The following is a 20,303-nucleotide window of genomic DNA, read 5'->3' on the forward strand; positions in this document are numbered from 1 at the left end:
TTACTATTTGCCAATGTAATGAGGCGTTCGTTTTTCTTGAAAAGCCTTGAGACCTTCTAGTCGATCTTCTGTATGAATTAGCCGCAGATAAGCTTCGTATTCTTTCGTCAGCCCTGTTTGCAAATCGTGATCAAGGCTGGATTGAATGGCTTGTTTTGCTTCTTTTAAAGCAATCGGTCCATTCTTGGTGATTTGTTTTGCGAATGTGATAGCATCATTCATCAGTGAATCGACTGTAGAGATACGTTCAATCAGTCCGATTTGAACGGCTTCTTCTGCTCGTAAAGAAGTGCCTGTGAAGATCATTTCTTTCGCTTTCCCGGGTCCGATCAGGCGCGGAAGTCTTTGTGTGCCCCCTGCTCCCGGCAGGATAGCTAGTCCTGTTTCCGGCAGGCCGAGCGCTGCACCCGCTCTTGCGATGCGGAGATCACAGGCGAGCGCGAGCTCAAGACCTCCGCCAAGTGCGTGTCCGTTTATCACGGCAATGACAGGAACGGGCAAAGATTCAATGTCTGTAAAGGTTTGCTGAATGGTCAGAACAGCTTCTTTGGCTTCTTGTTCTGTCATCAATCGCCGTTCTTTTAAGTCTGCTCCTGCGCAAAAAACTTTAGCGCCAGCTCCTGTCATGAGCAAACAGCGGATGTTTGCATCATGTTTGATTTCTTGAATTGTTTGGTTGATTTCCTCTAGCATAGCAGCTGATAGAGCATTGGCTTGTGCTGGTCTGTTTAAGGTCATGATGCCAATGTAATCATCTTGTATTGAAAAATGGACCAATGATGTCATGTGATTCACCCTTTATCAAGTAGTGTGAGACTGAAAAGCACGTAAACAGTGACTTGGCAGGGTTCGATCCACTTTTGCTTCAATCCATTCAGCCGCTTTAATCAAGCGAGGGAGGTCGACATTTGTTTCGATCCCGAGTTTGTGAAGCATGTGCACCACGTCTTCTGTCGCCACGTTTCCGCTGGAGCCAGGTGCATAAGGACAGCCGCCAAGCCCCCCGCTAGAGGCATCAAACATGGTGATGCCGGCTTTTAATGCTGTATAAATATTGGCAAGCCCCATTCCTTTCGTATCATGAAAATGAAGTGCGATTTTATCAGCAGGAAAGCGTTCAAGTAAAAGGTCTAACCGTCTTTCTACTTGCAGCGGATGGGCTTCCCCAATGGTATCCCCGAGTGATATTTCATCAATGCCGAAGGACAGCAGTTGTTCCGTTAATCGCAGCACTTGGTCCATCGGCACTTGTTTTTCATAAGGACATCCAAACACGGTTGAAATATAGGCCCGCGTTTGCCGTCCTTCTGCTTTTAAATCGGCTGTCATTTGTTTGATCACAGGCAGTGTTTCCTGTATAGATCGATTCATATTCTTTTTGTTATGTGTCTCACTCGCTGAGATAAACATAGCCCCTACCTCAAGGTTTGCTTCAAAAAAATCAGCTAACCCCTTTTCATTTGGGATGAGTGCGGCATAGGTAATATCCTCTTTTTTGTTTAATGATTGGGCTAATTCTTTGGCGTCTTTTAAGGCTGGAACCCATTTCGGATGAACAAATGAGGTGACTTCAATATAAGGAAGATGGGCTTCTTCGAGTAAATGGATCCATGTTCGCTTCTCCATTGTGTCCAGCCAAACGGATTCATTTTGCAGGCCATCGCGCGGGCCGACCTCTCTAATGAGCACGTTTTTTGGTAATGCCATGCGGCTTTCCCCCTATTCTGTCAGCTCCAAAAGTACCTCTCCCTCGTCAACAAATTCCCCCTCCGCCTTATACACTTTACTGATCACACCTGCTTCTTCTGCAACAATGGGAATCTCCATTTTCATCGATTCTAAGATGGCGACTTCCTGTCCTTTTTGCACATCATCACCCTGTTTCACAAGAAGCTTCCATAAGTTTCCGGCCATTTGTATCGTGACAGTTTTCATGAACGGTTTTCCTCCCTTTTTTTCATCAGATAATCGGTTGTGATGCTGCCATGTAAAAAGGCAGTTGATTCGGCCATTTCCTTTAAAAGCGGTACATTGGTTTTGATCCCTTCTATTTCATATGCTTGTAATGCTGCTTTTAATCGTTCTATGGCGAGTTTTCGAGTATCACCGTACACAATCATTTTCGCAATCATTGGATCGTAAAATGGGGTAATGACACTTCCACTCGTTACGCTTGACTCATGACGGATATATGGGGCATCAGGTGTAGAAAGCCGAGTGATCGTGCCTGGCGAAGGGTAAAATGTCACAGGGTCTTCAGCGTATATTCTAACTTCAATCGCGTGCCCAATTTGATGAATATCCTCTTGGCTGAAGGACAGGGGCTCTAATGCTGCAATTTTTAGCTGCTCCTCGACAAGGTCAATCCCCGTAATTTCTTCAGTGACAGGGTGTTCTACTTGCAATCTCGTATTCATTTCTAAGAAATAAAATTGCTGGTTTTGATCGACTAAACATTCAATCGTGCCCGCATTTTCATACCCAATCGCTTTGGCAGCTTTGACGGCCATCTGTCCCATTTGCTGTCTCACAGTTTCTTCAAGACAGACGGCTGGTGCCTCTTCAACAATTTTCTGATGTCTTCTTTGGAGTGAACAATCTCTTTCAAATAAGTGAACGCCGTGACCGAACGAATCAAAAAGAACTTGAATTTCGATGTGCCGTGCGTGTTCAATCACCTTTTCCATGTACAACGTACCGTCTTGAAAGAAACTTTGTGCTCTTTTTTGATTTCCTTCAAACGCTCGATGCAGTTCTTCGTCATTGCGGACGAGCTGCATACCAATCCCACCGCCACCACTCGATGCTTTTAGCATAATGGGATAGCCGAGTGTCTGTGCTTTATGAACACCTTCGTCTGCATCATGAAGCGGGGCTGAAACACCAGGAACGATTGGGATGCCCGCTTGTTCCATCGTTTTTCTCGCTTCAATTTTATTTCCCATCTGCTGAATGACTTGTGCAGATGGTCCAATAAAGGCAATGCCTTCGCTCCGGCAGCGTTCAGCAAATGCCGCATTTTCTGATAAAAGACCATACCCTGGGTGGATAGCATCAGCATTTGTTTGTTTGGCAACCTTAATGATCGCTTCCATGTTTAAATAGCTTTCAGAAACTTTAGCGCCGCCGATATAATAAGCGCTGTCTGCTTCTTGCACATGAAGTGCATGCTGATCAGCCTCTGAATAAACGGCAACGGTTTTGATTCCGAGCCGTTTACATGTCCGAATCACTCTACGGGCAATTTCGCCTCGATTGGCGATCAATACTTGTTCAAACATCGCTGCCTTCACTCCTTTATTAGATCAAGCGCCTGCTTTTTCAAGCGGAATTTCTGAATTTTGCCTGAGGCGGTCATTGGGTACTCATCTGTAATGAAAAAGTATTTCGGGATTTTGTAGCGTGCCATTTGTGACTGACAATAGCTCGTTAATGTCTCAATTGAGACCGACTTCCCTTGTTTCAGCCGAATGAATGCGGCTGCTTCCTCGCCGTATGTCTCGTCAGGAATACCAACGACCTGTGCGTCAAGAATGGCAGGGTGAGTGTATAGGACATCCTCAATCTCTTTTGGGTACACATTCTCTCCGCCTCTGATGATCATATCTTTGAGCCGGCCTGTGATTTTCACATAACCGTCATGATCCATCTCAGCTAAATCCCCTGTATGAAGCCATCCGTCCTCATCAATGACTTCATTTGTTGCTTCTTCGTTTTTATAATAGCCCTTCATGACATGGTAACCTCTTGTACAAAGCTCTCCTTGCTGTCCTCTTGGCACTTCTTCTGATGTCCCTGGTAAAGCAATTTTGACTTCAATTTGAGGAAGCGCACGTCCGACCGTTTGAACACGTCTTTCAAACGAATCATCGGTTCTTGTTTGGGTAATGACGGGTGAACTTTCGGTTTGACCATAGGCAATCGTGAGCTCTCTTAATCCCATTTTTTCAATGACTGCTTTCATGACATGGGATGGGCAGAGTGAACCGGCCATAATCCCCGTTCGTAATGTGGACAGGTCATAAGAGTGGAAATTTGGATGATCGAGCTCTGCGATGAACATGGTTGGTACACCGTGAAGAACCGTGCATTTTTCTTTTTCTACTGTTTGAAGGACTCGTTCTGGATGGAATGATTCAAGTGGAATGATCGTTCCCCCTTTTGTGAGACAAGCAAGTACACCAAGAACAGAGCCGAAGCAATGAAAAAACGGTACTGGGATACACATACGGTCCTGCTCTGTTAATTTCATACAATCTGCGATCTGACTCGCATTACAGACGATGTTTGTGTGGCTGAGCATGACGCCTTTTGGATAGCCGGTTGTGCCTGAAGTGTACTGCATATTAATAACGTCATCAGGCGTGAGCTCATTCATTCGCTTCTCCCATTCATGATCTTCGGTTCTTTTGGCTGCCACTTGAAGACGATCCCAGCTGAGCATGCCGTTTGGTACATGCTGACCGATATAGATACATCTTTTTAAATAAGGAAATTGTGTGGAAGTGATTTCCTCTTGATGAGCGGTTTGAAGTTCTGGAATCAGCTCTTCAAGCATGTTGACATAGGACGTTTCTTTAAAGCCGTCTACAATAAACAACATTTTGCTGTCAGAATGCTTGAGTAAATAGGCGAGTTCCTGTGATTGAAAATTGGTATTCACAGTGACAAGAACAGCACCAATGGAGGCGCAGGCAAATTGAAGAATGAGCCATTCAGGTATATTTGGTGCCATAATGGCGATGTGATCTCCCTTTTGAACGCCTAATGCCATGAGACCTTTACCTGTTGCCTTGACCTCTTGATAAAACGCTTCGTACGAATAACGTAAAGAACGTTCTGGGTAAACAATGGCTTCATGTGCTGGATGCTGTTCTTTTTTTTCTCTTAATAGGGAGCCAATCGTTTGCGGGTGAATCGACATCATTGCTTTCCTCCCTTATGTTTAGTAAGCGTTTTCATTAAGGTATTACGCTAACAGCTGTCTTGCGATCACGAGCCGCTGAATTTCAGAGGTTCCTTCTCCAATTTCCATCAGCTTGGCATCTCTCACAAGCCGTTCAACACCGCATTCTTTCATATAGCCTGTTCCGCCATGAATTTGGACCGCATCAAGACTTGCTTTTGTGGCCATTTCTGAAGCAAACAGTTTGGCATAGGCCGCTTCTTTTGTAAATGGTTTGCCTTGATCTTTCAGCCAAGCGGCTTTCCAGACCATTTGTCTTGCAAGCTCTATTTGCATCGCCATATCCGCCAGCTTAAACTGAATGGCCTGGAAGGATGAGAGCGTCTTTCCAAATTGCTTTCTTTCTTTTGCATAGGAAAGTGAAGCATCAAGTGCCGCTTGCGCAATTCCGACAGATAAGGCTGCAATGGAAATTCGTCCGCCGTCTAATGTATATAAAAATTGCTTGAATCCTTTCGATTTGTCTCCTAATATATGATGCGCTGGTACACGCACTTCGTCTAAAATGATTTCAGCCGTATCTGAACCACGAACCCCCATTTTGTCATATGGGTTTGTAATCGACAGTCCCTTTTGTCCTTTCTCCACAATAAAGGCGGAGATGATTGGACGTCCGTTTTCATCATGATCTGTTACAGCGGTGACAATAATCGTTCTGGCATAATTGGCATTTGTGATCCAGCACTTTTCCCCACTGATGACATATTCTTGTCCGTCTTGAATGGCTTTTGTTTTTGTTCCTTTTGCATCTGATCCAGCGTTTGGTTCTGTTAATCCGAAGGAGCCAAGCGCTGTTCCAGAGGCTAATGGAACAAGATGGTCCATCTTTTGCTCCTCCGTCCCGAAGTAATAAAGTGGACTTGCGCCTAAGGAAACCGCTGCGGCATAACTTAAACCTGTACTCGCACACTGTTTTCCAATTTCCTCGACTGCCAGTGCATACGAGATCGTATCTCCTCCAGATCCTCCATATTTCTCTGGAAAGGGTATACCCATAAAACCGAGCTCCCCCATTTTTTGAAATGTTTTTACGGGAAATGCTGCCTGTTCATCAACAGTTTGAGCGTGCGGTGCAATTTCTGTTTTTGCAAATTCTTTGACCATCTGACGGATCATTTGCTGCTCTTTCGTTAATTCAAAATCCATTGTGCTTCCCCCTTTGGCGCTTTTCTATCATATTTATTATTGAAATAGCTGCTTCATGCCAAGCTTGATTGAATTCAGAAAATTAAAATAAAAATAGTAGAAAAATAGAGAAAGCAAAAAAGCATAAATGGAGGAAAACCCTCATTTATGCTGTCTTTGTTATTTTACTGTTTTTGTAGAAGGTTTGCTTTCATGATGAAGGCGATTGAGTGCCGTCACTTTATAGGTATAGCTCTTCTTTTGATTGGCTAAAATGTCTTTCGTTTGTGTGAAGGAACCTGTTTCTTTTCTGACCGTTTGCACAAATTCGTATGTCCCTTTATTCGACAATCGATAGACTGCATAATAGGATGCACTAGAGCGCGGATCATTTTGTATCTGTAAAACTGCGCCATACTCTGTCTTTTTCACAGATTGGATGATTGGTTTTTTTGGCGCTTTTTGATGAAGCCATGGCATCTCTGGTATGAGAGCTGGTTTGCTATAGGTTTCTTCTATTAATCGTTTCTTTACATTCAAGGGATTCCGATTGATATCTTTCAGACTAAAATGCATGCTTCCTTGTACGAGCTGTGACTGCCTGTTCAGCTCGATCTGGCGAAAATACTCCTCTGGATCAGACCAAGCAGGATCACTGTTTTGATTGATTTTATACGTCGCTTGACCAATGTACAAATGAACAGGCTGCCCCTTCACTTCATTTGACCACCATTTCGTCAGCACATCATAGGCAGCGGGCTGAAAGCCGATACTCCAATAAATTTGCGGGGTGATATAATCAATATGGTGCTGCTGTATCCATTCTCTTGTATCAGCATACAAATCATCATAATTGGTCATCCCTGCTGTTGTGTTTGAACCGGTTGGGTCATCTTTTATGTTGCGCCATACACCAAATGGGCTAATGCCGAATTTCACATACGGCTTTTCTTTCTTAATGGTGTTATTGATTTGCTTCACTAGCTCGTTCACATTATCTCTTCGCCAATCTTCTATATGTGTGAATTTCTGCCCGTAAGTTTCATACGTTTCTTGATCTGGAAATGGAACACCAGCGATTTTATTCGGGTAAAAATAATCATCCATATGCACCGCATCAATATCGTAGTTTTTCACTACTTCCTCTATCCCGTCAACAATGAAGTCCTGAGCATCAGGAATGCCTGGATTAAAGTACAGCTGATTTCCGTAGGCGATGGTCCACTCAGGGTGTGCTCTTGCAGGATGATCGGCTGATAACCGGTTGAGATCGGTATGATTCATGGTGATTCGATAAGGGTTAAACCAAGCATGAAATTCAAGGCCGCGTTTATGTGCTTCTTCTATCATAAATTCAAGCGGGTCATATCCAGGGTCTTTCCCTTGTGTACCAGTCAAATATTCAGACCATGGCCCGAATTTCGACGGATAAAAGGCATCTGCTGTTGGTTTAATTTGCATGATGACGGCGTTCATATTCATCGCTTTGATGTCGTCTAACAGTTGAATGAACTCTTGTTTCTGCTCATCTGCGGGCAGTCCTTTCTTTGAAGGCCAATCTAAGTTATAAACCGATGCGACCCACACTGCACGCATCTCTCTTGTGCTCTCAAGCTTCCCTTTTGGCATCGAACGAGCTAGACTGCTAGACGGAATCATTAAGAAGACACCCATGAAAACTAGTGTCAGAACCGTCATACTGATCTTTTTCAGCATGTTTTGCATCACCTCATATTAAGTTTATTCTGCGTTTTGTGATGGAATGCCAGCAGATGGTGTAAGCAAGATGTTTTTCATTTTAAGCAGCTGAGCTTTCGGGACGTCGCAGGCTTCTAGTAAATACCGCTCTGCATTTCCGTATGTATCCATCATCTCATTCAGTACATCTTCAAGATAATCTTGCTGCACACCAAGCAGGGGTTGAATTTGTTCTTTTGACACCCGATATAAACTCATCATGCGAACAAATCGTTCTTGTCTTTTCACTAGCATTTTCACGCCTTCATTGGAACGCATGTATTCACTTAAAACGGTATGCACCGGCACACCCGCTGCTAATTGAATAAGAGCAGATAAAAAGCCTGTACGGTCCTTTCCGCTTGTACAGTGAAGCATAAGCGGATAATTTTTTTCATCTGACAGTAGAGTAAACAATTGCTGAATCTCTTTTTTTCGCTCATAGAGCATGCTTTGATATACATCTTTCATGATCGGTGTAAAGGATAGAGATTTTCCTTCTGCTATCAGCATACGAAACATGGTCCATTTGCTAGGCATCATGCTGTCAGGCTGCATAGGGATATGAACAATTTTGTCATGTTCCATGATCTTTGGCGGGTGTGATTTTCGTTCTGAGCTTGTACGCAGGTCACAAATCGTTTGAATTCCAAGTGTTGAGAACGTCAATATGTCTTGCTTCGTGAGACGTGATAAATCGGCAGATCGATAAATCATTCCTTGTTTGATGACCATCTGATCCGTTGTTTGGAGTCCCCCTACCTCTCTAAAATTTGCTAGCTTTGAAAATTGTATGTTGTGCTCATTCATAGAAGTGAAAATCCTTTCTATCCTCTTTTCTCTATCATACGCTTTTATGAAAAATGAGAAAAGATAAGAGAAAAAGATCATTCAATTCTCCCATGTTGATCAGTGACATCTTTTACGTGGAATTATTGTTATAATAGAATCAGCATATTCGTATTGATTGGAGATTGTAGCATGATAAAAACAAAACGTATTCAGCAAATAAAAGAGTATGTATTTGACCGGGAATCTGCCTCTCTTGATGAGCTTGTGACGCATTTTGGCGTCTCAAAAAACACCATACGCCGAGATGTACAAGCATTGGTAGAATCCGGCGTGCTAAAGAAAGTGTACGGCGGCGTCGCTGTGAACCACTCAACGTTGGTGGTGTATCAGGAGCGAAAGACTCGTCAGCTGAGTAAAAAACAAATGATCGGACAGGCTGCCGCCGCTTTTGTTGAACATGGTGATATGATTTTTGTTGATTCTGGTACAACGACACTGGAGATGCTTCCCTATTTGAAGGAGAAACGGATTACCGTTGTGACAAATAACGTGGATTTCATTACACAGGCTATGCCTTATGAACACCTCACCATCTTTTCAACCGGGGGTATGCTAGAGCGAAAGACAAATTCTTTCGTTGGTTATCAAAGTGTTGAGCGTCTAAAAGCATACAATGTCAATAAAGCATTTATTGCATCAACTGGTTTATCCATTAATCATGGCGTCACGAATTCCTCCCCGCTTGAGACAGATATTAAAAAAACGCTCGTTGAAAAAAACGCCAAAACCTTTTTATTAGTCGATGATAGTAAGTTCGACCATTATGCCTTGACCACGTTTTGTGACTTAAAAGACATAGACATCGTCGTGACGAACGAACAACCAAATGAAGATTACCTTCAATATGGAAAAGAGCATGATGTGAAGTTTGTCACGCCTTAGCCCAGAGCGAAAAAGCCAAGCGCCAATGTTTTGGCTTTTTTCTTATGCGCAAAAGAGTGAAACGGCGAAGTGTTGGTTACATTATGATTGTACATTTAACACATATTTGGAGGTTGACCTGATGCCGTTGTTACGATTTGACGTGATAGAAGGCCGTTCAAAAGAGGAATTAAAAAAACTGCTGGACACTTGCCATGAAGCAATGGTTGATGCCTTTGGGGTACCTGAACGAGATCGCTATCAAATTGTTCATCAGCACCGCCCTGAAGAGATGATGATTGAAGACACTGGGCTTGGTTATCCGAGAACAAAAGATCTTGTTGTCATTAGTGTTGTCAGTAAACAGCGGACGAAAGAGCAAAAGGAACAGCTTTATGCACAAATCGCAGAACGTGTAGAAAAAGAATGCGGGGTTGCCAAGACGGATGTGATGATCTCCATCGTGGAAAATGGAGACGCCGATTGGAGCTTCGGGATGGGTGAGGCTCAATTCATAAGAGGATGGCTCTAAAAAACGGCTCAGGAATGTGAGCCGTTTTTTGATTCATTCATTTTCAAGCTGCATGAGCAAGTTGAATAAATAGCGGTACACTGCTGAGATCACAACTATCAAAGGCGTATCTTCTTTGATGTCCTCTAGTTCAAGAAGCGGAATGTTGACATCAAATAACCCGTCTTGTCCATTAAATTGAAGCTGAGCACCATTTAATGTTGAGAGCATCTCTTTTAGTAATCCAGTATCTTTTTTAGGACGCTTCAATCCGAATAACACGGTATACGTCTGAAATACTTCATCCCATTCTATGGCAAGTCCGTCGACTCTCACCACATCAAACCACTTCGACTCGATATAAATGAATTCTTTTTGTTGTTTTTTTACGTATGTAAGAGGTGTATTTAAAAAGGAAGCATTTTCTGTTTGAATCATTTCCTCCGATTCCTTGTCTACACGTTCTATATAAACATCAGCAAAGCGTGCTTCTTCTGTCATTTTTGCCCCTTCTAGCGGCCAATTTTGACTTGCGGCTTTGTTATATTCAAAGTCGGTGAGCGCCTGCCCTTCTTTCAATAAATCTTGTAAGCGATTTTGCAGTGACATGACTGTATCTCCTTTCATCTACTTCATATGCGTTTTTTATTTTAGCATAACACATGAAAAGAAAGATATGCCTGAGCATATGATGGTATGATAGTGGAAAAAGAAACATCTCGGAGGGGACCGTTTTGCTCACAATGACACTGGCAGAAAAAATCGTAGATGAGGTCAAAAAGGTACTGACGGAAGAAATCATCATCACACAAACAAACGGTACCATTATTGCTGCAACAGATCCAGCACGCATTGGTCAATTTCATGAAGGAGCATATGTCACATCCTTAGAAGGGCAGAAACGAATTCTCACAAAGGATGATGTGCTGCAGATGAAAGGCGTCAAAGCCGGTATCAATCTGCCTATTTATTTTAAACAAGAAGTCATTGGGGTCATTGGAATGACAGGTGATCCTAGGCATGTCTCCCCTTTTGGCGACATTTTACGGAAAATGACGGAGCTGCTCATTCAAGAGCATGAATTTTTTCAAGAAACGGAAACAGATGAACGGCAGCTTGAAGCATTTGTATTCGACTGGCTTCATCTGCCAGAGACAGCGGCAGGTATGACCGAGAAGGCGCAGCGGCTTGGCCTTGATGTCAACAAGCAGCGTGTCGCTATTCTCATTGATTGTCAAGACGAATCGTTTATGAAGCAGGATCAATACAAACTGATGAAGGACAAATTGCAACTCACCAATCAGGAGATCATTGTGCGCTGGGGGCATGCACGTTTTTTGCTCATGCTACAAGCCACACCAGATGGTCGTGATACATGGCACAAGCGCTTGTTCCATATTCATGCTGCGCTCACAGCGCTGTCACCATCGAGGATTTTAATGGGGGCAGGAAAACCAGCAGCTTCTCATGTCATGAAGCAGTCCTTTCATCAAGCGTTTCGCGCTTTAAAATTGGCGCATGCTGAAACACCCATTGTGTTTGATGAAGATTTGACGCTTGAACTTTTTATGGAGGAAATCAGTCAGGAAACAAAAGATGCGTTTCTTGATCGAACGATTGCGTCCCTTTTCCCCTATCCAGAACTAATGAAAACTTTGCGGGTACTCATCGCTTCGGATTACTCATTGAAACATACAGCGGAAGCCTTGCATGTCCATATTAATACACTTCATTACCGATTAAAACGAATCCAGGATTTAACGACACTTGATCCAAAGCGTATGCAAGATGCGATGCTTTTTTATTTGGCCTTGCTGCTTTTAGATCATGATACAAAAAATACGATAAAACAGCCTGATATTTTGTAGAATCGTCTATAGTCATGTGACGGTTCTTTTTTTATACTGGTAGAAACGAGTTGTTAAATGAGCGGGAGTGATTGTATATGCTAGATTCAGAATTTTCAAATCAATTAAAAGAGATTGTCGGTGCGCCCAATGTCCAAGACAGCAAGGCGGATCGTCTTGCCTACTCTTATGATGCGACACCAAATTTTCAACAGATGCCAGATGCGATCGTGCGGCCTCACACGGCTGAAGAAGTACAGCAAATTGTGAAACTGTGCGCCTCATACAAGGTGCCGATCGTCCCAAGAGGCTCAGGGACGAATCTGTGCGCAGGAACATGCCCTACTCAGGGCGGATTGGTAATTCTCTTTACTAGAATGAATCAATTATTAGAAATAGACGAAGAAAATTTAACCGCAACGGTGCAGCCTGGCTTAATTACGCAGGAATTGATTCATCAAGTAGAGGAAAAAGGTCTCTTCTACCCGCCTGATCCAAGCTCTATGAAAATTTCCACATTAGGCGGCAATATTAACGAAAATTCAGGGGGGCTGCGGGGATTAAAGTATGGAGTGACAAGAGATTATGTCCTTGGGCTTGAAGTGGTTTTGCCAAACGGTGACATCATCAAAACAGGCGGAAAGCTTGCAAAAGATGTCGCTGGATATGATATGACTCGATTGTTCGTTGGTTCAGAAGGAACACTCGGGATTGTCACAGAAGCGGTGCTAAAGCTCCTACCGCTCCCAGAAACGAAACAAACAATGCTTTGTTTATACGAAAGCCTTGAAGAAGCTGCGACTTCTGTATCGGCCATCATTGCTGAGCGTATCATTCCTGCTACATTAGAATTTATGGATCAGCCGACCCTTGAAGTCGTTGAAGATTTTGCGAACATCGGCCTGCCTACTGACGTTCAAGCTGTGTTATTAATTGAACAGGACGGCAACCCTGAAGCTGTTTCTCGTGATATCCAAAAAATCGCAGAAGTCTGTGAGCAACACGGGGCTACAAGCGTCAAGATTGCACATTCAGAAGAAGAGGCAAGTGCTCTCTTAACAGCGAGACGCTCTGCTTTATCTGCCCTCGCTCGATTAAGTCCTACAACGATTTTAGAAGATGCTACCGTTCCCCGGTCTGAAATTGCCAATATGGTTCGTGCAATTGAAGACATTGCACGAAAGTATAAGGTGAACATTTGTACGTTTGGTCATGCAGGTGATGGCAACTTACACCCCACTTGTGCGACAGATGCAAGAAATGAAGAAGAAATGAAACGGGTAGAAGCTGCCTTTCAGGCCATTTTTGAAAAAGCCGTTGCACTTGGCGGCACGATTACAGGCGAACATGGCGTGGGTCTTATGAAAGCGCCCTATTTGGAGCTGAAGGTCAAAAAAGAAGGAATCGCTGCCATGAAGGCGATTAAACAGGCACTTGACCCTGCACATATCATGAACCCAGATAAAGTGTTTGGAAAAGCCTCAAGAAAGCGAGTGGTGGTCTCATGAGTTCTTCTTCTAAGCAAAAAGAGATCCAGCAGCAGTTTCAGGAGCAAATGGATGAAAAGGAGCTGCTTAATTGCATGCGCTGCGGATTCTGCCTCCCTTCCTGCCCTACTTATATTGAATCTGGACAACAAGAAACGCACTCCCCTCGGGGCCGAATTGCGTTAATGAAAGCTGTAAGAGATGGCGTCATTGAGCCAGATGAAGATGTTGAACATTCCCTTAATCTTTGTCTTGGCTGCCGTGCATGTGAACCAGTCTGCCCTTCTGGCGTCAAGTATGGACAGCTGCTAGAAGATGCAAGAGACATTATTCAACAACATAAAAAACAATCGTTTCCCGTCAAATTGATGAGACGTGTTGTGTTTAAAGGTCTCTTTCCGTCACAAAGTCGTATGCGACAAGCTGCTAGTTTTCTTCGATTTTATCAAACATCTGGTCTGCAAACAGCCGCCAGGAAGACTCGCATACTGAAGGTGCTTCCCTCCCATTTACAGTTGATGGAACAGGCACTTCCAAAGGTGCCGCCTCAAAAGAAAAAGAAAAAACGTTTGAATGAATATAAAGCCATTGGTCAGGCAAAAAAACGGGTGGCGTTTTTTACTGGCTGTTTAATGGATACAGTTTTCTCAAACACAAACAAAGCGACCATTCATCTCTTACAGCTGGCAGGCTGCGATGTGATCGTTCCTCCTATACAAACGTGCTGCGGCGCGCTACATGGTCATAGCGGAGAAAAAGACCAAGCAAAACAGTTAGCCAAGCGGAATATTGAAGCATTCGAGGAAACAGATGCTGATGCGATTGTCATGAACGCGGGCGGCTGCGGCGCCTTTTTAAGCGATTACGGTCATTTGCTTCAGGATGATCCAGATTTTCAAAAACGAAGTAAAGCCTTCTCACAGAAAATAACCGATATATCAAGTATCCTTGTAGAGCTGGAGTTTCACCGCCACGTGCCACTGGCTTTGCCAGCGCAAGTGATCACCTATCAAGACTCCTGTCATTTACGAAATGGGATGAATGTACAACAGGCGCCGAGGGTGCTCATGAAAGCCATTCAAGGGGTAACGTTTAAAGAAATGAAAGATGCCGGCCGCTGCTGCGGATCTGCAGGAATCTACAATATCTTGCAGCCAGACATGTCGATGCAAATTTTAGATCATAAAATGACTGAAGCGAGCAACACAGCTGCAGCTGCCATTGTGACGTCGAATCCAGGTTGTCAATTACAAATGGCAGCTGGCGTCAAAAAGGCAGGACATATGCCTAGCATGAGAGCGATTCATCTGGCAGACTTTTTATTAGAAGCCGTTCAATATGGAAAAAAAGCGTCCAGTTCATGAAGCTGAACGCTTTTTTTATGCATATCTTCAGACGATTGGTTGGATAATAGAGGAAAATCGCGGAAGGAGATGGTTCAAGTGCTGAAGAAAAACAAATCAAAACAGAAAGACCCGAATTCAGTATTTGAGGCACTATCGCGTTCCTCTGATTTTATCAATGAATTATCAAGTTCCGGAGGTTTCCTTTATAGAATTTCTTTTTTTCGTCCTTTAATTAATGGCAATCTCCTTCATGAACAAATCTTGCCTTTTATTCAGCAATTGCATCTGACACCCACCCTTGAAGAGCTGAAAGAACACATCCCAATCGAACAAGCTGTGATTACGAGGGACCTTCAAAAAGTGGAAGAAGCTCTTCATCGAGGCAGTATTGCTGTTCGAATTGAGACAGACTGGGGCAAAGCGCTCCTTTTGCCGATTGAAGAAAAGAAAGGCAGACAAGTGAGCCAACCTGAGATTGAATTCGGGATTATCAGTGCGCAGGAAGCCTTTGTGGAAGGGCTGGATACAAACTTAAACTTGCTCAGACGCAGGCTGCCCACTCCTGACCTTAAAGTAGTTGAACACACAGTTGGTACCCTTTCTCAAACGAAAGTAGCCGTTGTATACATAGAGGATATCGCCAACCCGCAGAACATTGAAACCGTTCTTCAGCGGATTCAAGATGTTGACTATGACCAAATTCTAGATTCTAATTATCTTGCGCAAATGCTTTATGATGTGTCCAATACAATCTTTCCATTGTTTTTAAATACAGAACGGCCAGACAGGGTTTCCTCAGGTTTAACGGAAGGAAAAATAGCCATTATGGTTGACGGTTCGCCTCATACCCTGCTTGCACCTACAATTTTACTCGAGTATTTTTCTACAATGGAAGACTATAACATGTCTTGGATCGCAGCATCTTCCTTTCGGCTGTTACGCATTTTTGCAGTGATATTTTCTATTTTTGCAACCCCTTTGTATGTAGCAGTTTTAACGTTTCACTATGAACTGATTCCTAAGGACTTATTAGAAACGATTGTCGCATCACGCTATCTCGTGCCCTTTCCGCCTATTATTGAAGCATTATTTTTAGAGATATCGATTGAGCTACTTAGGGAAGCCGGGTCTCGCCTCCCTGCAAAAGTCGGACAGACGCTCGGGATTGTTGGAGGTATTGTGATCGGACAGGCTGCGGTTGCAGCGGGATTAACAAGTAATATTTTGCTCATTATTGTCGCATTATCAGCTCTTGCCTCTTTTGTCACTCCTATTTATAAAATGGGGACAACCATTCGTCTCTTACGTTTCCCATTTCTTTTTGCTGCACAAGTGTGGGGAGCGCTAGGGATTTCGCTAATGGGGGCTTTTCTTCTTACACATTTAATGAAATTAACGTCTATAGGCCAGCCTTACTTAGAGCCAATCTTTCCACTTCGATTGGCCGATTTAAAAGGTAGTTTGATTCGGCCCCAACTCCGCTTTTTGAAAAAACGTCCAGAAAATTTACGGCCGCAAAATGAAACGATACACCGCCAAAAGCCAAAGCAAGGCCGTAAGGGGAAAAATGATTTTTATGAATAAGGAAGTGAAGGCATGAGCTCTTCTTCTGTGAAAGAAAAATTTCAAGTATCCCCTTTTTTTGTGTTTTTTCTGATCAATGCCAATCAAGTTGGTGTTGGTATTTTAAATTTCCAGACGAATCTGGTCCGGACGATTAATAATGATGGGTGGATCGCCATTTTAATTGCTGGTGCAAGCGTCAATTTGATGATCTTCCTCATTTACTTTTTGTTTAAAAAAGCACCTACTGACGAATTTAGTGACATTACGCAATCTGTGTTTGGTAAATGGCTTGGACAATTCATCAACATTCTCTACATTTTGTATTTTTCTTCATTATCTTTGATTGTGCTTGTTCATTATATGGATGTAATCCATGTTTGGCTGTTTAAAGAAATTCCCGGTCTTCTATTTGCATCAGTGCTGCTCATCCTCGTCTATTACATTCACACAGGCGGATTTAGAACAATCGCTGGCTGGGCATTCTTTAGCATTGTCCTAACGTACTGGATGACCTTTATCTGCTTTTATGTCATGAAATATAGTCACATCCGCTTTATGTTCCCCATGTTTGATCATTCATTTTCACAACTCATGATGGGGGTCAAAGATGCCTCTTTATCCATGTTTGGTTTTGGAACATTGCTTGTCTATTATCCCTTTATTAAAAAAGCACAAACGTCGCAAAAATTTGCACATATGGGAGTGTTGCTGACTACATGCCTGAATTTGCTTGTATTTCTCGTCTCTATAGCGTACTACTCAAGTGCTCAGCTCGAACTAACGAAATGGCCAACATTGACATTAACCAGCATTGTCAAACTTCCGTTTATCCAGCGCTTTGAATTTATTGAAGTGTCCCTATGGCTTTTGCTTATCGTTCCAAATATCGCCATTCCATTATGGGCAGCCAGTAGAATGGCAAAACAAGTGTTTCACACGAGCCAACGCATGACGTTAATTGTTCTCAGCCTTCTCATTCTCGTCATGTTTTCATTTTTGATCGAGGCCACCTCTTTTGAGACGTTTAATAAATGGGTGGAATATAGCGGATATATCCTCATATATGGATTGACTGGATGTATGATCATTGGGCTGCTGCTGAAAAAAAGGTGGGTGAAAAAACGCGCATGAAACATTATATTCTCGTGTGTCTCATGTTATTGAGCCTTTTCTTAACGAGCTGTGCACAGCCTCGTCTCTTAGATGAATTAAGTATCTCGCAGGCAGCGGGATTTGACTTATTGGATGATGGAGAAATGAAGGGCTTCTTTGTTTTCCCTGTTTTTAAAAGCGAAGAACAAGGCAGTTACCAAATTGTAAGTGCTAAGTCAAATACCATTAGTAATATTCAGTTTCTTGTGTCGGAAAAATCGCCTTTCCCCGTTGTCATGGGACAAGTACTCGTGATTTTAATAAGTGAAAAGCTGGCGAAAGAAGTGGGTATGATTGATTTGATGAATTACATTTATCGTGATCCGATCATTGGGTCCCGTCAAGTATTTGCCATAGTAGGCGGAGAAGTTGAAGATTTGTTGTATACAAAGATGAATCAAACCAACTTAAATATCGGTGTATATCTTTCAGATTTGCTGGCCCAAAACATGCGAAATGGCAATCAACCTGTGACCAATCAGCATATTTTTATGAATCAGATGATGGCAAAAGGCGTGGATGCCTACCTCCCTTACATTAAAAATACAAGCAACTCTATTAAAGTGTCGGGTGTCGCTCTTTTTGATCAAGAAAAAATGGTTGGGCATATTCCAGGGGAAGATACATTTACGTTTAAAGCGATGATTGAAAATCATAAAAATGGGATTTATGAGTTTCGATTTAATGACACAAAGAAAACCCATGTTGTCATTGAAAATATCAAATCACATGTGTCTTATCACATTAAACCAACTGAAAACCTTTCAAAAAAGCCTCATATCACCATTGATATCAAGCTGAAAGGTGAGTTGAAAGAATTTATGAAATCAAAAAAAATCGATACGCCTTCTATCTTGCAGCATGTTGAAAAAGAAGTGGAGAAGCGTGTGGCCCAGCAAGGAAAAGACCTTGTTCAATCCTTTAAAAAGCAAAAAATTGATCCGCTTGGACTTGGTTTGAGATATCGTTCTAAAGATAAAGCCATGACACCGGAGAAATGGCAAAAAATCTACCCTGATACAGATGTCCAAGTGAATTGTCATATGAACATTGTCCAAACGGGTGTCAGCCAATAAAAAAGACTGTATGAAAAGGTTCTCCCTTCTCGTACAGTCTTTTTTAATCTTCATCTTTTACGTCCGGGTCCTCAGGGATTGGTTCATTTAAGATGTCTTGAATGAGCTCTTTATATTGTTCTAGCTGTTTCATATGGGTTTGAAACTGCCCTTGATAAATGAGATACGATTTCCCGTCAAATACGTAACGAATCTTTTTTTGCTGGATTAATTTTTCAACATATGCTTCTGATACTTCTAAGTATTCAGCTGTTTCTCCAATTGTTAAATACATGCATGTGCACCACCGTTCGTTTCATCTTACAAATTATATCACGAGCTGGTGAAAAAACAGATATCGCTTGTTCATGTTTTTTTCATCTTTTCTTCACTGATTCGTCAACTCGCTTTTGTACAGTATTCATACACCCACTCAAACACTAGGAGGTGATGATCCTTCGCATGACAAAGAAAAATATTCGGACCTATGCCGCATTTTTAACTGTAGGCGCTAGCAATACGATGATTGACTTTCTGTTCTTCTTTTTTTTAACTGCTTGCTTTGTCCCCTCTTTTCTTGCACAGTGCCTGTCCTATACAGCAGGAATGCTGAACAGTTATGTTTGGAATCGAAAATGGACGTTCCAAGTGAAAAAGAAAGCTGACAAGTGGGAATGGATCAAGTGGGCCACAGTCAACGGCGCAGCGTGCCTCCTCACCTATGTTGTCTTATATGTCATGCAGCAAGCAGGTTTCTCATTATTCATTAGTAAAGCGATTGGTACCCTTCTTGGCATGATGATCACTTTTACTGGAAGCCGCCTATGGGTGTTTCCATCAGAAAATAAACCATCAGAAATGGAGCGATGATTCAATGAATATCAAAAAAGCCGTTATACCAGCAGCCGGATTAGGCACACGTTTTTTACCCGCAACGAAAGCACAGCCAAAGGAAATGCTGCCGATTATCGACAAACCCGCTATTCAATACATAGTTGAGGAGGCTGTTCAATCAGGCATTGAAGATATACTAATTATCACAGGAAGAAATAAAAAATCAATTGAAGATCACTTTGACCGTTCGATTGAGCTAGAACACACGTTGCTTGAAAAAGGGAAAAATGAACAGTTAGCTGAAATCAAACATATTGCGGATATGGCCAATATTCATTATATTCGTCAAAAGGAGCCCTTAGGTCTTGGACATGCGGTATTATGTGCACGTCATTTTACTGGCAATGATCCTTTTGCGGTCCTTTTAGGTGATGATGTCATGGTGTCAGAAAGACCTGCACTCTCTCAGCTCATGGAAGTCTTTGAAGACAAACAAAGAGAGGTCATTGGCGTCCAGCAAGTGGATCGTCTAGATGTCAGTAAGTATGGTATGATAAGACCAGCTAGAGTAGACGGTCAAGTGTTTGAAGTCACAGACTTAGTGGAAAAGCCAGCTATTCATGAAGCTCCTTCCGATTTAGCCGTGATGGGCAGGTATCTGTTAACACCATCGATTTTTCCTATTCTTCAAGGAATCGAGAGAGGTGCCGGGAACGAAATTCAGCTGACAGATGCCCTGAAAATCATTGCACATGAATCACCCATTTATGCAAAACAATTAGATGGGATGAGATTTGACGTTGGTGATAAGCTGGGCTCATTTAAGGCAGCGGCTGAAATTGGATTGATGCGTCATGATATGCGGACAGCCATGCTAGCATATATGCAAAGCATACTCATGAGAGAAGCAAAACAAGCATAGGCTCTTATAAGGATGCTTGAAGAAAATTCGTATTTAAAGGCA

The 20,303-nt window shown here is 42.6% G+C and carries 20 protein-coding genes; 10 read left to right on the top strand and 10 right to left on the bottom strand.

Annotated elements, in window-relative coordinates:
• Nucleotides 1-3: 3 nt before the first annotated feature.
• The 8 genes from LCD32_RS08795 to LCD32_RS08830 form a co-directional block, all read right to left on the bottom strand.
• A complete protein-coding gene (locus tag LCD32_RS08795) occupies nucleotides 4-786 on the bottom strand; it encodes an enoyl-CoA hydratase (protein WP_224563567.1) in 783 nt (260 codons plus the stop codon).
• Nucleotides 787-801: 15 nt separating this feature from the next.
• Complete coding sequence (locus tag LCD32_RS08800; RefSeq protein ID WP_224563570.1) at nucleotides 802-1,707, bottom strand: hydroxymethylglutaryl-CoA lyase; 906 nt, start codon at nucleotides 1,705-1,707, stop codon at nucleotides 802-804.
• Nucleotides 1,708-1,719: 12 nt separating this feature from the next.
• Nucleotides 1,720-1,935: an acetyl-CoA carboxylase biotin carboxyl carrier protein subunit gene (locus tag LCD32_RS08805; RefSeq protein WP_017367387.1), complete on the bottom strand. Its 216-nt coding sequence runs from the start codon at nucleotides 1,933-1,935 to the stop codon at nucleotides 1,720-1,722.
• Entirely contained in the window at nucleotides 1,932-3,281 is a 1,350-nt protein-coding gene (locus tag LCD32_RS08810) for an acetyl-CoA carboxylase biotin carboxylase subunit (RefSeq protein ID WP_046527657.1), read from the bottom strand. The genes LCD32_RS08805 and LCD32_RS08810 overlap by 4 nt, the downstream gene beginning before the upstream one ends.
• Before the next feature lie 8 nt (nucleotides 3,282-3,289).
• On the bottom strand, nucleotides 3,290-4,927 hold the full coding sequence (locus LCD32_RS08815) for an AMP-binding protein (protein WP_025207461.1): 1,638 nt from the start codon (nucleotides 4,925-4,927) through the stop codon (nucleotides 3,290-3,292).
• A 42-nt stretch (nucleotides 4,928-4,969) separates the two neighbouring features.
• Nucleotides 4,970-6,112 carry an acyl-CoA dehydrogenase family protein gene (locus tag LCD32_RS08820; RefSeq protein ID WP_008346640.1) on the bottom strand — a complete coding sequence of 381 codons (1,143 nt, stop codon included), beginning with the start codon at nucleotides 6,110-6,112 and terminating at the stop codon, nucleotides 4,970-4,972.
• Between the two features lie 159 nt (nucleotides 6,113-6,271).
• Nucleotides 6,272-7,807, bottom strand: a complete 1,536-nt coding sequence (locus LCD32_RS08825; protein ID WP_224563572.1) for a glycoside hydrolase family 10 protein — start codon at nucleotides 7,805-7,807, stop codon at nucleotides 6,272-6,274.
• 24 nt (nucleotides 7,808-7,831) lie between these two features.
• The gene (locus LCD32_RS08830; RefSeq protein WP_212047452.1) at nucleotides 7,832-8,719 is read right to left on the bottom strand and encodes a tyrosine-protein phosphatase; all 888 of its coding nucleotides are present in this window, start codon (nucleotides 8,717-8,719) and stop codon (nucleotides 7,832-7,834) included.
• A 90-nt stretch (nucleotides 8,720-8,809) separates the two neighbouring features.
• Between LCD32_RS08830 and LCD32_RS08835 the strand changes: the two genes are divergently transcribed.
• Together LCD32_RS08835 and LCD32_RS08840 are read left to right on the top strand one after the other, a co-directional pair.
• Nucleotides 8,810-9,562: a DeoR/GlpR family DNA-binding transcription regulator gene (locus tag LCD32_RS08835; protein ID WP_212047454.1), complete on the top strand. Its 753-nt coding sequence runs from the start codon at nucleotides 8,810-8,812 to the stop codon at nucleotides 9,560-9,562.
• A 121-nt stretch (nucleotides 9,563-9,683) separates the two neighbouring features.
• Complete coding sequence (locus LCD32_RS08840; protein ID WP_076821573.1) at nucleotides 9,684-10,073, top strand: tautomerase family protein; 390 nt, start codon at nucleotides 9,684-9,686, stop codon at nucleotides 10,071-10,073.
• Nucleotides 10,074-10,106: 33 nt separating this feature from the next.
• On the opposite strand, the gene LCD32_RS08845 is transcribed toward LCD32_RS08840, so the two are convergent.
• A complete protein-coding gene (locus tag LCD32_RS08845; protein WP_224563576.1) occupies nucleotides 10,107-10,661 on the bottom strand; it encodes a branched-chain amino acid aminotransferase in 555 nt (184 codons plus the stop codon).
• A 125-nt stretch (nucleotides 10,662-10,786) separates the two neighbouring features.
• Here LCD32_RS08845 and LCD32_RS08850 point away from each other — a divergent pair, with 125 nt between their 5' ends.
• The 6 genes from LCD32_RS08850 (at nucleotide 10,787) to LCD32_RS08875 (ending at nucleotide 18,526) form a co-directional block, all read left to right on the top strand.
• Nucleotides 10,787-11,920, top strand: coding sequence for a CdaR family transcriptional regulator (locus LCD32_RS08850; RefSeq protein WP_318010836.1), 1,134 nt, complete (start codon nucleotides 10,787-10,789; stop codon nucleotides 11,918-11,920).
• Nucleotides 11,921-11,997: 77 nt separating this feature from the next.
• Nucleotides 11,998-13,407: a glycolate oxidase subunit GlcD gene (glcD, locus tag LCD32_RS08855; RefSeq protein ID WP_019743948.1), complete on the top strand. Its 1,410-nt coding sequence runs from the start codon at nucleotides 11,998-12,000 to the stop codon at nucleotides 13,405-13,407.
• Nucleotides 13,404-14,750 (top strand): (Fe-S)-binding protein, encoded by a 1,347-nt coding sequence (locus LCD32_RS08860; RefSeq protein ID WP_076821565.1) that lies wholly within the window; start codon nucleotides 13,404-13,406, stop codon nucleotides 14,748-14,750. Before glcD ends, LCD32_RS08860 begins: the two co-directional genes overlap by 4 nt.
• 78 nt (nucleotides 14,751-14,828) lie before the next feature.
• The gene (locus LCD32_RS08865; protein WP_041507167.1) at nucleotides 14,829-16,316 is read left to right on the top strand and encodes a spore germination protein; all 1,488 of its coding nucleotides are present in this window, start codon (nucleotides 14,829-14,831) and stop codon (nucleotides 16,314-16,316) included.
• Nucleotides 16,317-16,328: 12 nt separating this feature from the next.
• Nucleotides 16,329-17,429 carry a GerAB/ArcD/ProY family transporter gene (locus LCD32_RS08870; protein WP_007499199.1) on the top strand — a complete coding sequence of 367 codons (1,101 nt, stop codon included), beginning with the start codon at nucleotides 16,329-16,331 and terminating at the stop codon, nucleotides 17,427-17,429.
• The gene (locus LCD32_RS08875; RefSeq protein WP_224563578.1) at nucleotides 17,426-18,526 is read left to right on the top strand and encodes a Ger(x)C family spore germination protein; all 1,101 of its coding nucleotides are present in this window, start codon (nucleotides 17,426-17,428) and stop codon (nucleotides 18,524-18,526) included. The genes LCD32_RS08870 and LCD32_RS08875 overlap by 4 nt, the downstream gene beginning before the upstream one ends.
• Before the next feature lie 43 nt (nucleotides 18,527-18,569).
• Here LCD32_RS08875 and LCD32_RS08880 read toward each other — a convergent pair whose 3' ends face one another.
• A complete protein-coding gene (locus LCD32_RS08880; RefSeq protein ID WP_017367401.1) occupies nucleotides 18,570-18,800 on the bottom strand; it encodes an excisionase family DNA-binding protein in 231 nt (76 codons plus the stop codon).
• Between the two features lie 167 nt (nucleotides 18,801-18,967).
• On the opposite strand from LCD32_RS08880, the gene LCD32_RS08885 reads away from it, so the two are divergent.
• Together LCD32_RS08885 and galU are read left to right on the top strand one after the other, a co-directional pair.
• Nucleotides 18,968-19,375, top strand: coding sequence for a GtrA family protein (locus LCD32_RS08885; RefSeq protein WP_025207470.1), 408 nt, complete (start codon nucleotides 18,968-18,970; stop codon nucleotides 19,373-19,375).
• Between the two features lie 4 nt (nucleotides 19,376-19,379).
• A complete protein-coding gene (galU, locus tag LCD32_RS08890; protein WP_017359504.1) occupies nucleotides 19,380-20,261 on the top strand; it encodes a UTP--glucose-1-phosphate uridylyltransferase GalU in 882 nt (293 codons plus the stop codon).
• Nucleotides 20,262-20,303: the final 42 nt, after the last annotated feature.

Origin of the sequence: Bacillus sp. RSS_NA_20, assembly GCF_020165915.1 — a bacterium.
GTDB classification, from domain to species: Bacteria; Bacillota; Bacilli; order Bacillales; family Bacillaceae; genus Bacillus; species Bacillus altitudinis.

Excerpts from the sequence above, each read along its gene's own strand:
- LCD32_RS08795 (WP_224563567.1), bottom strand. The coding sequence starts at position 786 with ATGACATCATTGGTCCATTTTTCAATACAAGATGATTACATTGGCATC.
- LCD32_RS08800 (WP_224563570.1), bottom strand. The coding sequence starts at position 1,707 with ATGGCATTACCAAAAAACGTGCTCATTAGAGAGGTCGGCCCGCGCGAT.
- LCD32_RS08805 (WP_017367387.1), bottom strand. The coding sequence starts at position 1,935 with ATGAAAACTGTCACGATACAAATGGCCGGAAACTTATGGAAGCTTCTT.
- LCD32_RS08810 (WP_046527657.1), bottom strand. The coding sequence starts at position 3,281 with ATGTTTGAACAAGTATTGATCGCCAATCGAGGCGAAATTGCCCGTAGA.
- LCD32_RS08815 (WP_025207461.1), bottom strand. The coding sequence starts at position 4,927 with ATGATGTCGATTCACCCGCAAACGATTGGCTCCCTATTAAGAGAAAAA.
- LCD32_RS08820 (WP_008346640.1), bottom strand. The coding sequence starts at position 6,112 with ATGGATTTTGAATTAACGAAAGAGCAGCAAATGATCCGTCAGATGGTC.
- LCD32_RS08825 (WP_224563572.1), bottom strand. The coding sequence starts at position 7,807 with ATGCTGAAAAAGATCAGTATGACGGTTCTGACACTAGTTTTCATGGGT.
- LCD32_RS08830 (WP_212047452.1), bottom strand. The coding sequence starts at position 8,719 with ATGATCTTTTTCTCTTATCTTTTCTCATTTTTCATAAAAGCGTATGAT.
- LCD32_RS08835 (WP_212047454.1), top strand. The coding sequence starts at position 8,810 with ATGATAAAAACAAAACGTATTCAGCAAATAAAAGAGTATGTATTTGAC.
- LCD32_RS08840 (WP_076821573.1), top strand. The coding sequence starts at position 9,684 with ATGCCGTTGTTACGATTTGACGTGATAGAAGGCCGTTCAAAAGAGGAA.
- LCD32_RS08845 (WP_224563576.1), bottom strand. The coding sequence starts at position 10,661 with ATGTCACTGCAAAATCGCTTACAAGATTTATTGAAAGAAGGGCAGGCG.
- glcD (WP_019743948.1), top strand. The coding sequence starts at position 11,998 with ATGCTAGATTCAGAATTTTCAAATCAATTAAAAGAGATTGTCGGTGCG.
- LCD32_RS08860 (WP_076821565.1), top strand. The coding sequence starts at position 13,404 with ATGAGTTCTTCTTCTAAGCAAAAAGAGATCCAGCAGCAGTTTCAGGAG.
- LCD32_RS08870 (WP_007499199.1), top strand. The coding sequence starts at position 16,329 with ATGAGCTCTTCTTCTGTGAAAGAAAAATTTCAAGTATCCCCTTTTTTT.
- LCD32_RS08875 (WP_224563578.1), top strand. The coding sequence starts at position 17,426 with ATGAAACATTATATTCTCGTGTGTCTCATGTTATTGAGCCTTTTCTTA.
- LCD32_RS08880 (WP_017367401.1), bottom strand. The coding sequence starts at position 18,800 with ATGTATTTAACAATTGGAGAAACAGCTGAATACTTAGAAGTATCAGAA.
- LCD32_RS08885 (WP_025207470.1), top strand. The coding sequence starts at position 18,968 with ATGACAAAGAAAAATATTCGGACCTATGCCGCATTTTTAACTGTAGGC.
- galU (WP_017359504.1), top strand. The coding sequence starts at position 19,380 with ATGAATATCAAAAAAGCCGTTATACCAGCAGCCGGATTAGGCACACGT.